At 38.9% G+C, this 15,707-nt stretch carries 14 protein-coding genes; 1 reads left to right on the top strand and 13 read right to left on the bottom strand.

The window, feature by feature from the left end:
* Positions 1-80 precede the first annotated feature (80 nt).
* Together CCE82_RS03250 and CCE82_RS03245 are read right to left on the bottom strand one after the other, a co-directional pair.
* On the bottom strand, positions 81-1,358 hold the full coding sequence (locus CCE82_RS03250) for a (Fe-S)-binding protein (RefSeq protein WP_086427999.1): 1,278 nt from the start codon (positions 1,356-1,358) through the stop codon (positions 81-83).
* Complete coding sequence (locus CCE82_RS03245; RefSeq protein ID WP_086427998.1) at positions 1,348-2,769, bottom strand: FAD-binding oxidoreductase; 1,422 nt, start codon at positions 2,767-2,769, stop codon at positions 1,348-1,350. Before CCE82_RS03245 ends, CCE82_RS03250 begins: the two co-directional genes overlap by 11 nt.
* A gap of 219 nt (positions 2,770-2,988) precedes the next feature.
* Here CCE82_RS03245 and CCE82_RS03240 point away from each other — a divergent pair, with 219 nt between their 5' ends.
* Complete coding sequence (locus tag CCE82_RS03240) at positions 2,989-3,417, top strand: 6-pyruvoyl trahydropterin synthase family protein (RefSeq protein ID WP_086427997.1); 429 nt, start codon at positions 2,989-2,991, stop codon at positions 3,415-3,417.
* Between the two features lie 351 nt (positions 3,418-3,768).
* On the opposite strand, the gene CCE82_RS03235 is transcribed toward CCE82_RS03240, so the two are convergent.
* The 11 genes from CCE82_RS03235 to CCE82_RS03185 form a co-directional block, all read right to left on the bottom strand.
* Complete coding sequence (locus CCE82_RS03235; RefSeq protein ID WP_086427996.1) at positions 3,769-4,500, bottom strand: trypsin-like serine peptidase; 732 nt, start codon at positions 4,498-4,500, stop codon at positions 3,769-3,771.
* Between the two features lie 410 nt (positions 4,501-4,910).
* The gene (locus CCE82_RS03230) at positions 4,911-5,645 is read right to left on the bottom strand and encodes a trypsin-like serine peptidase (protein ID WP_086427995.1); all 735 of its coding nucleotides are present in this window, start codon (positions 5,643-5,645) and stop codon (positions 4,911-4,913) included.
* A 447-nt stretch (positions 5,646-6,092) separates the two neighbouring features.
* The gene (locus CCE82_RS03225) at positions 6,093-6,803 is read right to left on the bottom strand and encodes an HAD family hydrolase (RefSeq protein WP_086427994.1); all 711 of its coding nucleotides are present in this window, start codon (positions 6,801-6,803) and stop codon (positions 6,093-6,095) included.
* Between the two features lie 119 nt (positions 6,804-6,922).
* The gene (gene trpA, locus CCE82_RS03220) at positions 6,923-7,672 is read right to left on the bottom strand and encodes a tryptophan synthase subunit alpha (RefSeq protein ID WP_086427993.1); all 750 of its coding nucleotides are present in this window, start codon (positions 7,670-7,672) and stop codon (positions 6,923-6,925) included.
* Positions 7,673-7,674: 2 nt separating this feature from the next.
* The gene (gene trpB / locus CCE82_RS03215) at positions 7,675-8,880 is read right to left on the bottom strand and encodes a tryptophan synthase subunit beta (protein ID WP_086427992.1); all 1,206 of its coding nucleotides are present in this window, start codon (positions 8,878-8,880) and stop codon (positions 7,675-7,677) included.
* A gap of 2 nt (positions 8,881-8,882) precedes the next feature.
* The gene (locus CCE82_RS03210; RefSeq protein ID WP_086427991.1) at positions 8,883-9,506 is read right to left on the bottom strand and encodes a phosphoribosylanthranilate isomerase; all 624 of its coding nucleotides are present in this window, start codon (positions 9,504-9,506) and stop codon (positions 8,883-8,885) included.
* 1 nt (position 9,507) lies between these two features.
* On the bottom strand, positions 9,508-10,287 hold the full coding sequence (trpC, locus tag CCE82_RS03205) for an indole-3-glycerol phosphate synthase TrpC (RefSeq protein ID WP_086427990.1): 780 nt from the start codon (positions 10,285-10,287) through the stop codon (positions 9,508-9,510).
* Complete coding sequence (trpD, locus tag CCE82_RS03200) at positions 10,284-11,288, bottom strand: anthranilate phosphoribosyltransferase (protein WP_086427989.1); 1,005 nt, start codon at positions 11,286-11,288, stop codon at positions 10,284-10,286. The genes trpC and trpD overlap by 4 nt, the downstream gene beginning before the upstream one ends.
* Entirely contained in the window at positions 11,272-11,856 is a 585-nt protein-coding gene (locus tag CCE82_RS03195) for an anthranilate synthase component II (RefSeq protein ID WP_086427988.1), read from the bottom strand. Before CCE82_RS03195 ends, trpD begins: the two co-directional genes overlap by 17 nt.
* A complete protein-coding gene (locus tag CCE82_RS03190; protein ID WP_086427987.1) occupies positions 11,853-13,256 on the bottom strand; it encodes an anthranilate synthase component I in 1,404 nt (467 codons plus the stop codon). The genes CCE82_RS03195 and CCE82_RS03190 overlap by 4 nt, the downstream gene beginning before the upstream one ends.
* A 701-nt stretch (positions 13,257-13,957) precedes the next feature.
* Positions 13,958-15,601 carry an alpha-keto acid decarboxylase family protein gene (locus CCE82_RS03185; protein WP_086427986.1) on the bottom strand — a complete coding sequence of 548 codons (1,644 nt, stop codon included), beginning with the start codon at positions 15,599-15,601 and terminating at the stop codon, positions 13,958-13,960.
* Positions 15,602-15,707 lie beyond the last annotated feature (106 nt).

Here is a 15,707-nt window from a genome sequence, read left to right as displayed (position 1 = left end):
CTTACAATTGATGATGTAAGTCTTTAAAAATACCATTCATTTGACCATGTTGGCAATTTTGCTGTTTTTAGCAATTGTCATCACACACGTATACCACACGCTGCTGCAACAACTTCCACGATATGCTTCACTGCCACACGTTGCGTTAGTCCTTCTCGTTCAACGCCTAACTTCATCTGTAAGTGACAGCCTGGGTTCGACGTAATAATCAACTCAGGTCGTGCTTGTTTGACGTTTTGCATCTTGTCATCCAAAATCTGCATCGACGCATCATAATGAATCAAATTATAAATGCCTGCCGAACCACAGCACATATGTTGTGACGGCATGTCGATAAGCGTCAAACCTGGTACTGCTTTTAATACATTTTCCGGTGCTTCAAATACCTTTTGCACATTTTCTAAATGACACGACGGTTGATAAACTGCGCGATAAGCAACTTCATGTGTCAATTTCAAGTCAATTTGTGCCATCAACTCTGAAATGTCACGCACTTTTGCTACAAATTGTTCCGCACGCTCACGCCAATGTGTGCCTTTGTCAAACAACAAATGATATTCCTTCAATGCCGCACCACAACCTCCTATCGTATTCACAATATAATCGAAATCATATTGTTCATACGCTTCAATATTCGCCTTCGCAAGTGCAATCGTATGTGCTGTTTCACCTGCATGATGTTGAAGCGCACCACAGCATGTTTGTTGCGGAACATTGATCACATGGACATCATGTTGACGCAAAATCTTCATTGCGAGCGTATTCACTTCACTGAAAAAGGCATCCATCATGCAGCCTTGAAAAAAGCCCACTTTCATTTGATTCGGTTTTCTTAGGTCATGCGTTTCAGTAATCGGATGACCGAGGCGTATCGGCGGTAATATTTTTTGAAGCGCTTGATACTTAGGAAATGACTTTAATACTTTGGTCGCTGTAACAGCTTTTTCGATACCTGTACGTTGATAAAAATAGAGGCCTTTATTCACGAGACGTAGTGCCTTTTTATTTTTAAGTAATCCTTCAAATGCAACCGTGCGCATTACTTTTTCAACCGGCGATTGTGGACGTGTTTCATGAAGTACTTCAACTGCCGAACATAAAATGTCACCATAGCGGACATGCGTCGGACAAATCGTTTCACACGCACGACATCCTAGGCACAAATCAATCCCTGACGCCATATCTTCTAACATAATTTTTTCTTCCGCAGCCATTTTCACTAAATTGATACGCCCACGTGGAGAATGCTTTTCACTTTTAAATGACACATACGTTGGACATACCGGCAAACAATAACCACACTGTACACAGTCAAACGTCGCTTGATAGTCTAAACGGTCTTTTAAGTTAGTCGTCATGGTTTAACACCAACTTTGTTTCACCTTCTGCCGGAAAAATTTTCCCAGGATTGAGACGATGATCCGGATCTAAAGCATCTTTAATCGCTTTTTGAAATGCCAAACTTGCTGAGTCAAACTCACGTGTCATAAACGGCTTTTTCATCATGCCAATACCATGTTCCCCAGAAAGTGTACCTCCTAACTGGATGGCATAGTCAAAAATTTCTTCAACCGCACGCTCTACATTTTTCACCGCTTCAGGATCACGCATGTTCGCACTAATCGTCGGATGCAAATTGCCATCACCCGCATGACCAAATACGACTAAATTCAAATCGTACTTTTGTTTAATTTCATCAATTTTTTCAAACATATCTGGAATTTTACTTAACGGTACAGTCGCGTCTTCTGAAATTTTAGTAAAGCCACTTTCCACAACAGCAGGTGACACTGCTTTACGCACTTGCCACAGTTCTGCTTCTTGTGCTTTGGACGCTGCAATGTCAACACGATGGACACCGATTTCAGCGAGCGCCGATTTAATAATGCCGAGTTCCTTTGATAAAATGGCTTCATCGCCGTCCACTTCGACTAAGAGTACCGCTGCTGCATCTCTCGGTAAATCCAATCCCGCATAATCAACCACTTTGTTAATCGCATGATGGTCTAAAATTTCCATTTTGGATGGACGAACACCTGACGTTAAAATTTTAGAAATCGAACGGCCAGCTGAACTAAGGTCCTCAAAGACAATCAGAGCCGTTTGTGTCGCTTGCGGTTTCGGTATGAGTCGCAATGTCGCTTCAGTAATAATACCGAGCGTCCCTTCTGCACCAATCAACAATTTCGTTAAATCATAGCCCGTTACATTTTTAATCGTATTACCCCCTGTGCGAATAATATCCCCTTGCGCCGTAACCACTTCTAAACCAATCACATAATCCTTCGTTACACCATACTTTACACCATGTGGCCCCCCTGCATTTTCAGCTAAATTACCACCAATCGTACAAACGGATGAAGATGAAGGATCGGGTGGATACATGAGTTGATGTTGCGCTGCCAACGCATGAATATCCGCCGTTTTAACACCTGGTCGCGTCTTAATGATTAAATCATCTGGATAAATCGTCACCTCGTCATTCCATTGTGAAAAATCAAGGACAATCCCGCCATGTACCGGCAACGAGCCCCCTGACAAATTCGTTCCAGCACCTCTTGGATAAATCGGTAAATCATACACATTCGCTAGTTTTACAATTTGTTGCACTTCTTTCGTTGCTAGCGGTTGCGTCACAAAATCAGGTAAATACTGTCCAAACGAACCATCATACCCGTATGACACCCGTTCAGCAATATCGACAAACACCCGCGTTCCCACAATATCACGCAATTTTTGTTCAATTTCAAACAGTTGTTCCTGTTGCATTGAAATCCCCCCTATTCTTGCTAGATGTCGGAATATTTCGATAAAGTTGTCATTTTCTATTCTAGCATAATTTCAAAAATGTAACATGGCGAATATATTTACAAATGAAAATAAACAGTTTGATACAAAGTCGTGTTATGAAGGTAGCCAACGCGCATATGCGACATTGATGAAGGCGTATGTTAAGCTAGTACAAAAGAGAGGAAAAGAGGAGAAATCATGTCAAAATTTGATCATGTGCAACCACCTGAAAATTTTGCACGTCACCATAAAACATTAATCGTTACGACACGTTATCAATTTACAAGTGATAATCGCATTTACTTTTCAGATACGCAACATGTTGATTTGGAAAACCATACGTATACACTTGAGGTCGAATTATGGTCTAAAACAGATGAACATGGCATGGCAGTCGATTTTAAAGATATTGATAAAGTGTACCGTGAACATTTGGAACCCTTATTAGATGGTCAATTAATTAATGATACATTGCCAGATATGAATACGACTGTGGAAAATATCGCGCATTGGATTTGGTTACGTTTTAATGAATATTTGCCAGAAGGTGTGTCACTGAATACCATTGCGTTATACGAGACACCTGAACAAGGTATAAAATTAACACGTAATATTATGGCGCAGTAAGGTCATATCTATTTTCATACATGACAATGACTGAATGAGGATTATACGCGTTTGAGAACACAAATAAGACTGGCATTTAAGCAATGGGCGCTTAAATGTCAGTCTTATTTTTATCGGGACTTCACTCAATTCATTTTGAGAAACGCATTTCATCTCACAACATTCCCAATGATATATGTTGGATATACATCTTTTCAGACAAGTTTTAGTTTGCGCTATGTCTAATATAGGCAATAGATGACTGAACTGAAATGATACCTTTTCAGTCCAAGTCATCATCGCCGTAATGAGGAGACAACATTTAAAAAATTGGAGGTCGGTCTCACTCTTTTGTTTTTGAATTACGATAAATTATTCTGATTTGTTGCTGTCAATCCATTTTTTCAGTCTTGCATCAATAGTTTGTACTTTACCACTTCTGAAACCTTGTGTCGTCTCAGTAGCGTACAATATGCCTAAAAATTGACCATCTCCTAAAAACACACCAGACCCTGACTGCCCTGGTGATGCAGGCATAGTGGTACTTAACTCTCTAGTAACTGGATTAACTTTTGTAATAACGCCTTCACTTTTATATTGCTTCGTTTCACCTTTATCACCAGGATAACCGTAACTGTAGACTTTTGTTCCTATTAATGCGTCAAGTTGATCTTTAGTATAAGCAACAATTTCTGTCTTATACCCTTTAATATAATACTTATACGCGTCACTTTTATCTTTGTCTTCGCCTTTGATAATAGCAATATCATCTGCTGGGTCAGGTAGATATGTGCTAATATTCATCATTCCAAATGGTGTCTGTATCCCTGATTGTCCTGGATATACCGCACCGATATAACCTGTTTTTTTCTCATTACCTGCACAATGTTTTGCGGTTAACCACGTATTGGAGTTAATTAAAACAGCGGAACAATAAAGTGAGTAGTTAGGATCATATCTTGCATTTAATCTTCCATTTGGATCTGTTTGCGTATCCACTAAAGTCTGAGTCCCAGGTTGAGGTCCTTGAGCAAGTGCATTACTGAATGTTAACATAGGCAGCAAAAAACATAAGCAGAGTATGATTGAAATTTTCCGTATCATTTTCATTCCACCTTTACTTTTTAGATTTTCAACAACATACAGCATATGCTTTTAAAACTTAACTAAAGCTTGTCATGACATCTCTATCATATACTTATTACATATAAATTGTAATACTATATCATAAGTAAATATTTCAAAATAATGAACTTTACGTATAACAACTTATTAAATTTATTATAAACATACCGGGATACAATTCACAAAATACAACACATTATATTCAACATTCACTTTGAAGTGTTAATTTTATTTTGATAAATTTAACAATCTACATACTTTCGTGCGATTCACCTAGCTTCTTCAATTTTTTAGCTATATCAAAAACAAAAAAAAAGGCAAAACCTCTTTAAATAGAAGCCTTGCCTCATTTTTACTTATCATTTGTAGCTATAGTTTATACCAAAGATTTAATTAGCTTTGTATTTTTCAATCCAGTTTTTCAATCTATCATCAATTGGGTGAATCTTTGCAGTTAAATAACCCAGTTTATTTTCAGTTGCATAGAGTACACCTAAAAAATGACCGTTTTCTAAAAATACGCCAGAGCCTGATTGTCCCCCTTCTGCAGGCATTGTCGTGCTCAGCTCATGCGTCACTCGATTGTAATTCGTTATCGTTCCCGTACTTTTGTATTGTTTAAATCCTCCTTTGCCACCAGGATAGCCATAACTATAAATTTTTTGTCCTACTAGTTTTGGTAAATCAGCTGGATTATAAGCATATATTATCGTGTTATACCCTTTAATATAATATTTATAAGACCACGATTTATCTCTCTCTGTCCCCTTAATAATCGCAATATCATCAGCACCATCTGGTATATAATGACTAATGAGCATCATGCCAAAAGGTGTTGACCACCCTGATTGTCCCGGATACACTTCACCAATATAACCTGTTTGTTCTTTACTTCCTGCACAATGTCTTGCGGTTAACCACATACTTGTTGTAATCAATACCGCAGAACAATAAAGTTTATTGCTCGGATCGTATCTCGCATTTAACCTACCATTTGGATCCGTAGTCGTATTAACTAAAGTTTGAGTCCCTGGAGGCGGTCCATCTTTAGCACTGACGCTACTGAGTGTGAACATTGGCATTAAGAAACACACGCCTAAAACCATTAAAATTTTTTTCTTCATTTTTACTCCACCTTTGTTTAGTTTTCTTGCATCAAACTGCTGAATATCCCTTTAAAAATAATGTCACAAAATGTACTACTTCTTAATAATATACTTTTTACACTACAAAAAGAATAGAATATCGTTTATAAATGTCACAATTTTCAAAACTTTATGTATGACAATCTTTTAAGCTTATTATCAATAAACATCCTACAATGCACACGATGATACGAATGATGCGATATTCATTTATCTTTATACCGGTATAATATTAAACAACTAGTAATAACTTAATTATCACTTTTAAAATAACGATTGATGTCATAGCCAAGCTCAGCATTGACGAGTCGAGACAAGTCCCCTAGGAAAGTGTCACCCTAGAAGCAATCTAATAAATCACCAACACCATCATAAATTAAAAAAAGCATGCGAAAGAATTTTAAAATCCCTTCACATGCTTTCAAACTACGCACCTTCTATTATATTTTGAACGACTTCAAATAATGCACTTTCCGTCATCACTTTTGCGGTCGGTGCTTTCGTCATGTCTGTTTGTGGGCGATTGCGTCGGTTATACCAAATGGTTTTCCAACCGACTTGCATGGCGCCTAAAATGTCGTTATCAAAATGGTCACCAATAAAGTAGGTCTCACTCGAATCGACTTCCAACTGTTTGCCAACTGTTTCAAATATCGCTGGGTCTGGTTTAGACAAGCCGAGCTCAGCTGACACAAACATATTCGAATCTGGAATGTATTGATTGAGTCCTAAAGCTTTAATTTTAGCACGTTGACGGTCTGACTCCCCATTTGTCAGTAAACCTAATTTGACGTCTTTCTCAACTAAATACTCCAACATTTCAATAATCGTATCTGACAATTCGATATGTTGTTGCGCGTACTCATAATCACGTTGAAACGCCCGTGCTTTTTCTTCAGGCAACGCAATGTCAAAGTCCGCGACTGCACGTGTGATACGTACAACATGCATGTCAGGAACCGACAATTTTCCTGTTTGTGTAGCTTCGAATAATTCTTCGCTGTATAAACGAAAATGACGATACAGTCTTTCTACACCGATATCCGTATCACCAAAATGGCGATAATAGGCATATTCAAATCCCGATAATTGATCATATAATGTATCATCTAAGTCAAAAATCATCACTTTATTCATATTCAGCACCTCTTTATCTCAAAACTCAGTCATGTAAGTATCATTTTTATACTGACACTTATTATATAACGCGTGTGTCTGAATGAATAGCGTTTGAACTTCACTACCTGCTCAATGAATTACTGTGCAGCTTGACTTACGCTGTCGAGTGCCTCACGAATCGTCGTTAAATATGTTTTCGTTGCTTCGATGCCTTCTTCATTAAAACGACGGACAATTTCACTGCCAATGATAATGCCGTCCGCCACCTCGGTAATATCTTTTACATGTTCAGGTGTGCGAATACCAAAGCCCGCCATGACCGGAACAGAACTATGCGCTTTAATGTCTAAAATATTTTGTTTCAGTTCAGGGTGGAAATTGCCATTTTGACCGGTAATTTGGTTCATCGTAATCGTATAAATGAACCCTTCTGCTGCTTGTGCGATACGTTGACGACGTTCAGGTGCGGCAGTCATCGCGATGAGTGAAATCAATTTCAACTGTCTTTCCGGATATCGCGCTTTGAACTGCTCGATATATTCAAATGGCATGTCAGGAATGATTAAGCCTTCTACACCGGCCGCTTCAGCTTCAGCCATAAATGCCGCTTCTCCATACGTTTCAATCGTGTGATAATACGTCATTAACAAATAGCGCGTGTTCAATTCGTCCTTTACTGCTTTCAGTTGATCAAAAATTTTCTGTGCCGTCATGCCTGCTCGAATTGCCGCTTGACCTGCTTCCATAATGATTGGACCATCTGATACGGGGTCAGAAAAGGGAATACCGATTTCGACATAGTCCGCACCCACGTCATCCAATGCTTTCAGTTGAGCAATAAAATCGGGACCGCCCATAATGTACGCAACGAATTGTTTCTTCTGCATATTTAATACTCCTTTCCTTCCATATAATTTTTAATCGTTTCCATGTCTTTATCTCCACGACCAGATACTGTCACGACGAGAATGTCATCTTGATTCATTTGTGGCGCTAACTTTTCCACATAACTTAACGCATGTGCACTTTCGATAGCCGGAATGATTCCTTCTGCTTTTGTAAAACGTACGAGTGCATCCATCGCTTCAGTATCGTCAGCTGTGACATAATCCACGCGGCCGATATCGTGATAATAACTATGCTCGGGACCGACACCCGGATAATCTAAGCCAGCTGAAATCGAGTGTGCTAATTTAATTTGGTGGTTGTCATCTTGAATTAAATACATTTTCGTGCCATGTAACACACCTTTTTTCCCTTTATTAATCGCTAATGAATGACGTTCTGAATCAACGCCTTCACCCGCTGCTTCTACCCCGTACAATTTCACTGACGCGTCTTCTATAAATGGATAAAATGTACCGATTGAGTTGGAACCTCCGCCAACGCATGCGACAACAGCATCGGGTAAACGACCTTCTTTTTCTTGAAGTTGTGCTTTTATTTCATCCCCAATGACACGTTGGAAATCACGTACCATCGTTGGAAATGGATCTGGTCCTAATGCTGAACCAAGTAAATAGTGCGTATCGTCGACATGTGCGACCCAATATTGTAACGCTTTGTTCACGGCATCAGATAATGTCCCTTGTCCGTCTGTCACCGGTACGACTTCCGCTCCGAGTAACTCCATACGAAAGACATTCAACTGCTGACGACGGATATCTTCTTCTCCCATAAAGACAACGAGCTCCATATCAAATAATGCGGCAATCGTTGCACTTGCGACACCGTGTTGGCCCGCCCCTGTTTCAGCGACCAACTTTTTCTTACCCATTCGTTTTGCGAGTAGAGCTTGACCAATCGCATTATTAATTTTATGTGCGCCGGTATGATTCAAATCTTCACGCTTCAAATAAATTTTCGCACCGCCCAACGCTTTCGTATAAGAATCCGCATACGTCAGTGGTGTTTCGCGTCCGACGTAATGTTTTAAATAATGATGATATTCGCGTTGAAATTCAGGGTCATGTTTAGCCGCTTCATATGCTGCTTTTAATTCATCAATCGCAGGTACGAGGGTCTCTGGCACGTATTTCCCACCATACTCCCCGAAAAATCCGTTTTGATCTGCTTCTAATTGTATTTTTTTCATCTTCATTCTCCTTTCAAAACTTTTGCAATGTGTGCCATTTTGAATTTATCTTTTTGCCCTTTAGCCATTTCAATTCCACTAGCAATGTCTACTCCCGCAATATGAGGGTAGCCTTGGATTAGTTGCTGTACATTATCACTGTTCACGCCACCTGCCACGAGATAGTTCGATGTCGACAATTGTTGTAAAGTGCGCCAATCAAACACTTCACCTGTCCCACCAAAACTTTGAGATGGCGTATCAATGAGTATCCGATCGACAATATTTTGATACGTTTCAATGTTGTCACTTAAATGTTCATCTGCAGGGATGGCTTTAAATAATTGAATGTCAGGATAACGTGCTTTGACTGACCGGATCATCTCTATTGATTCGTTACCATGAAATTGAATTGTATTAATCTCGGTTTGTTCAATCATATCTTCAAGTTCCGCCATCGTTGCATTGACCGTTACAGCTACCCGATCTATCGTTTGTGGGACGAGCGATGTCAGTTTTTGAAGTTGCGTTAAATCAACGTAGCGGGCACTTTTCGGATATGTGATAAAACCAATCGCTTGCACGTCATGTTGTATTGCATCACGGACATCATCTTCTTGTGTAAAGCCACAAAATTTCAAATACATGTTACACCTCTTTAGTTAATTTAAAGCTTTGTAATTGTGCTTTCGGATCATCGGCTTTCATTAATGTTTCACCGACGAGTATACCTACAACCCCTGTTGGCACGAGCGTCTCAATATCTGATACCGTCTTAATACCACTTTCTGAAATATAGTGAATATTCGGCTCACGCGCTGTTAAAATTTGTCCGGTATGATGCACGTCTGTAGTAAAGCTTCTTAAATCACGATTATTCACACCGACAAGTTGGGGTTGAATTTGATGCGCACGTGCAAGTTCTGCTTGGTCATGCACTTCCACTAACACTTCTAAACCGAGTGCTGTCGCATAATCATACAAACGGGCTAATGCTTCGTCTGTTAAAATATTGACAATGAGTAAAATAATGGACGCACCTGCTTTTTTCGCAACATCGATTTGTCGTTCATCAATCATAAAGTCTTTACATAATACGGGGACATCAGTTTGTTGAGTTAAAGCCGCAAGTCTTTCGTAACTCCCACCAAAATACTTTTCATCCGTTAAAATCGATATCGCTGACGCACCGCCTGTTGTGTACAGTCGCAATTGTTCTTGTAAATTGCGTTCTGGTATATCCGAAACAGTCGGGCTTTTTGACTTGATTTCAGCGATCACACCGATTGTATGGTCATTTTCAAATTGTTCCGCTAGAGTGGGCTTATGCGAGACATCCACTTCTTCTAAACTGTCCAGCAATCTTTCATAATAACCTTCATCGAGTAATTGCTTTTTATATACAACAATGTCATCTAATATCGTCATACGACTACACCTCTTGCTTGTTCATATTGTTTAAATGCTGCTCCTGAATCAATACATGTGGCTGCATGGGCAATGCCTGCTTCAATCGTGTCGACAATTTCAGCTGTGTAAAATGCAAGACCCGCATTAAGTAATACTACGTCTCTTCTTACAGATTGGTCCGTACCATTTAAAATGTTCAGTGTTATTTCCATATTTTCCTCTGGTGTGCCGCCTTGAAGTGCTTCATCTGGTGCATAACGCAATCCATAATCTGTCGCATTCACTGTATATTCACGAATCCCTGTTGTTTGATCCATTTCAACGATTTGATTGTCACCCGATAACGTCGCTTCATCCATACCATTTGCACCATGAATCACAATCGCTCTTTTGCGTCCTAAACGTTGTAACACTTCGGCAATTTTCGTCATTCTTGTCGGATCAAACACCCCCATCGACTGATAATCTAGCGCAAACGGATTAATCATCGGACCGACCAAATTCAAAATCGTAGGACGTCCTACTTTAACGCGAACAGGTTGCATATTTTTCATCACAGGATAAGATTCTGTCGCACTGACAAAGGCTAAATGTGTATCTTTCAACTGTTGCACAACGGATTGTACAGGTGTAGTTGATACACCCATCGCTTGTAAAATATCCATACCACCTGATTGTGACGTCACGCTTTTATTCCCATGCTTAACGACTTCAATCCCTCCACTTGCGACAACAAATGATACAGTTGTCGAGATATTGAAACTGTTTGAACCATCGCCACCTGTACCACAAACACACATACTACCTGGATATTGTGGTTGTTCACTGTACATCGTATGAATCAAGTTTTCACATAACGCATACAATTCGTCTGATGTTTCACCTTTCATTGTGTATGCTACGAGCAATGCCACTTTATCTTCTAACAGCGTCGTTTCAGATAATAACGTCGCTACAAATTGTCCCATTTCTTCATGATTGAGTGCTTCAAAATTCATCATTTTATTCAGTAACGTCATGTGTCAACACACCTTTCTTAACGATTGCTAAAAAGTTTTCTACAATGCCTGCTACAGCGATACTTGCAAATGATTCTGGATGATATTGAATGCCATAATGCGGTCGTACTTGATGTTCAAAAGATTGAATACTATCACTAGTTCTTCCTGTAATATGAATATCTTGCGGTAGCGTTTTTTCTTCACAAATGAGCGAATGATAACGCATAATATCAGAATGTTCTGAAATCCCTTTATATAACAATGTTGGCTTTTCAAATTGTAACGTATCAATTTTGCCATGCATGACTTTTTCAGCGACGACGACTCGGCCTCCATAATACCGGTACAATGCTTGTGCACCGAGACAAATACCTAAAATCGGAACATTTTTAAAGTGTTCAATAATATCATGGAGTCGGGTCGTATCATCGGGATGTCCTGGCCCTGGTGAAATGACGAGTGCATCTGGTTGAAGGTCAAACAATGTATCATCATCAGGATATTTCACGACGACCTCTTCCCGTAGACGAAACATATCAACTAAGTTATAAGTGAATGAATCATAATTATCGATAACTAATATCATAGTGTGACCTCCAATAAACTTTTTGCTTTCAGTTGTGTTTCTGCTAATTCTTTTTCTGGAATAGAATCATAGACGACACCACACCCCGCTTCAGCATGGACATAGGTCTCATCAATGACCATCGTACGAATCGCAAGTGCTAAATCTAACGTATGATCACAATTAATATAACCGACACCACCACTATAAACGCCGCGCTTCAACGGTTGTGTCTCATAAATACGTTGAATCGCACGCAATTTTGGTGCACCTGAAACCGTTCCAGTTGGTAGTAGGCTCGCGATTACATCAATAGGAGATAGGCTCGCGTCCACATCACCAATCACTTCACTCACAATATGCATCACATGTTCATAACGTTCAATCGTCATCAATTTCGTCAATTCCAAGCTTCCTGGTCGCGCAATTCGCAAAATATCATTTCGTCCTAAATCCACGAGCATCCGGTGTTCACTTAATTCTTTTTCATCACTCAACAAGGTTGCTGCCAATTGTTGATCTTCCTCATCAGTGCTCCCTCTTTTTATCGTGCCTGCAATGGGATTCGTCATTACTTTGCCTGCTTTCACTTTGACAAAGCTTTCAGGAGAACTACCTACTAAAATTGGACCGCCCATGTTGAAATAAAACATGTATGGACTTGGATTGTTCCGTTTCAATTTTTGATATAACTGATACGTTAATGGATACAACGCTGTACCAAAATGATGTGCGTAACGATAAATGCGTGATGGCACGACTTGGAACATATCTCCTTGTTGAATACGTGCTTTAAATTGCTTCACCTGTTCGATAAATGTTGCCTCGTCTAGGTTCGGTTCAATAACTTTTTCTGGCAAATGAGGGACCGTTGTCGTTTCAAATAACTCAATCTGTTCAAATTCAGCAATCATTTTATCTAAACGTGCATGCATTTCACTTTCCGCCTCTTCAGAAAATAGATTTGTCGCAATCACGTAAATTTGTTCTTTATAGTGATCAAATACATAAACCGACTCAATCATATGAAAATGCACATCATTCGTTGTCCCCGCTGCTGGATATTGTTGTAACACTGGAAACGCATGTCGCACTAAATCAAAACTACAATAACCTACAAACCCTGAAATAAAAGGCAATTCTTCAAGTTCTGGTTCTGTAATATGTGCATGATACTGTCCAACAAAAGCTTTCAATTGTTCAAACGGTTTTGTTGTTTCTTGAATCGTTTGATGAGGGGTCCAAATTGTTAATTGTGATTCTGTTAAAGTGACTTCACCATAGGCATCAAAAGCGACTACAGAATATCTCCCTTTCGTTTGTGAAGTTGTCGCACTTTCCAATACAATTTTATGTTGACGATGTCGTGCTAAGGTTTCTGGATTTATCGGTGCGTCTAAAACGCGATAGACAATGTTCATTTGGATCCTCCTTAAATTTTGAAAATAAAAAACGCGCATGATTGCCCTTCCAAAAAGGACGCTCACACGCGGTACCACCTTTGTTAACAGCATTGCTACTGTTCACTTTAAAATATCATTCAGTTGGTTGCTTCAAGTAAGACCCAATTCATTTGAGGTCGGTATAGACTCGCATCAACCGTCTATTTTCTGGAACTACCGATTGTTCAAATTACTTATTCTTACCTCACAAATTTTGTTAGTTTGTTTAATCAGTGATTGTTTCACCGTTTTTCGTTTTCCATGCGTATGTGAGTGGCGGTCGTCCTTCACTGAAAGGTAGGCCGCCACTTCAAAATCAAAGTGATACGGCTATTTCATCAATGATTGAATGCACTTCTCGCTTTAACCTTTATTGCTCGTGCTGTGATATCAAAAAACACCACGGCATACGTCTCTTCTTTAAGGACGCGTTACCGTGGTGCCACCTTAGTTAACATGGATTTAAATCTCATGTTCGCTCTTTTAAGTCACATTCAATTGGTCGTATATTGCGATTGCCCAATTCATCTCTACGCTGTGCTAACTTACATCAACCGTTAGCTTTCTGTATGCTACAGCCGTAAAAACTACTTATCAATCATACGATTTTTTAAGTTACCCAACACTATACATGCATTTAAATAACATGTCAACAGTGAAACTTCATCATCTACAACTTATTATTTGTTTTGAGCAGCGAATGCTTTAGAAATTTCGTTAAGGTTTGAAGGTGCATCTAATACATCCATGTGTACTTCTACAACATGCATTGTATCAGGGTTTTGATCGATTTTATCCATTGCTGCTTTTAATTCGTTAGCTGTTTTTACATCGTATGTTGGGATGTCTTTGTTACCGAATAATGCTGGTAATAATTTGTAGTCCCACATTTGAATGTCGTTATATTTCGCATTTTCACCGTGGATTTTTTTCTCTACAGTGTAACCGTCATTGTTAATAATAAAGATGACTGGGTTTAAGTTTTGACGAATCATTGTAGACATTTCTTGTGCTGTTAATTGTAATGAACCGTCACCAATTAATAATACGTTACGACGTTCTGGTGCTGCGAGCATTGTACCTAATGTTGAAGGTAATGTGTAACCGATTGAACCCCATAAAGGTTGACCGATAAATGTTGTACCTTCTTGAAGTGCTAAACGGTATGCACCAAAGAATGATGTCCCTTGTTCACCTAATACGACGTCACCTTTACGCAAGAAGTTTTGCATTAAGTTAAAGTAGTTTTCTTGTGTTAATGGTTCATCGTTAAGCACTGCAGCTGATGCTTCTGGCCATTGATATTGAGGGAAGTCACCTTCGTATTTGAAATCAATACCGTTTAATGCTTCGATAATTTCAGCTAATGATGGTTCAGTTGTAGTGTAATCGCCTACTTTGACATCACGTTGATTTAAAATAATTGTTGCTTCATTCGTAAATTTTTGTGAGAAACCTGCTGTCGCTGAGTCTGTCAATTTTGCACCTAAAGTGATGACAAGATCGCTACCATCTACATAGTTACGGATGCTATCTTCTGCAATTTTACCGTCGTATACCCCCATATATTGTGCGCTTTCTTCGTTAAATGAACCTTTACCAAGTGATAATTGTGCAACTGGTAAATTTAATTTTTCAGCTAATTGTTGTACTTCTTTTTGTAAACCATAGCTGTTGATTTGATGACCGACAATGACAGTCACTTGTTTTGCTGCTTTTAATTTATCCGCTACTTTTTCTACCATTGTTGAAAGATCTTCTGTTTTACGAGTTTCAGGATATTCAACTTCATCTGGCACTTCGATTTCTTTTGCTGCGATATCAATTGGTAAGTGTACATGTACCGGACGTTTTTCTTCCATAGCTACTTTAATAATACGTGGAATTTCTGTTAAAGCATTGTCTTCAGATAATACAGTTTGTGTTTCTGTAATTTGTGCATACATTTTTTGGTAATCATCAAAGTTACCGTTACCTAAAGAGTGGTGTACATATTTTTTAGCTTTTTCAACAACTGTTGTAGGGGCACCTGTAATTTGAATCACAGGCACATTTTCTGCATATGATCCTGCAATACCATTTACTGCACTTAATTCACCTACACCAAAAGTTGTGACCATTGCTGCGAGTCCGTTAATACGTGCATAACCATCTGCTGCATAACTTGCGTTTAATTCGTTAGTATTACCGACCCATTCAATTGTATCGTGCGCTTCGATATCGTCTAAAAATGTTAAGTTGAAATCACCAGGCACACCAAAGATTTTATCTACGCCTTGTTTTGCGATTTCGTCTATTAAAAATTGTCCTACTCGTTTTTTCATTTTAACCCCGTCCTTTTCTCTTGTTTTGATTACAATTTACATTTTATACCTCAATTTTATATAAGTCAACAATATTGACCTTTAAGATTTGAAAAGCTATTGAAAA

The organism is Staphylococcus cornubiensis (assembly GCF_900183575.1).
GTDB lineage: Bacteria > Bacillota > Bacilli > Staphylococcales > Staphylococcaceae > Staphylococcus > Staphylococcus cornubiensis.
The sequence above is the reverse complement of the archived record's forward strand: the minus strand, read 5'-3'. Positions and strand labels throughout refer to the sequence as shown.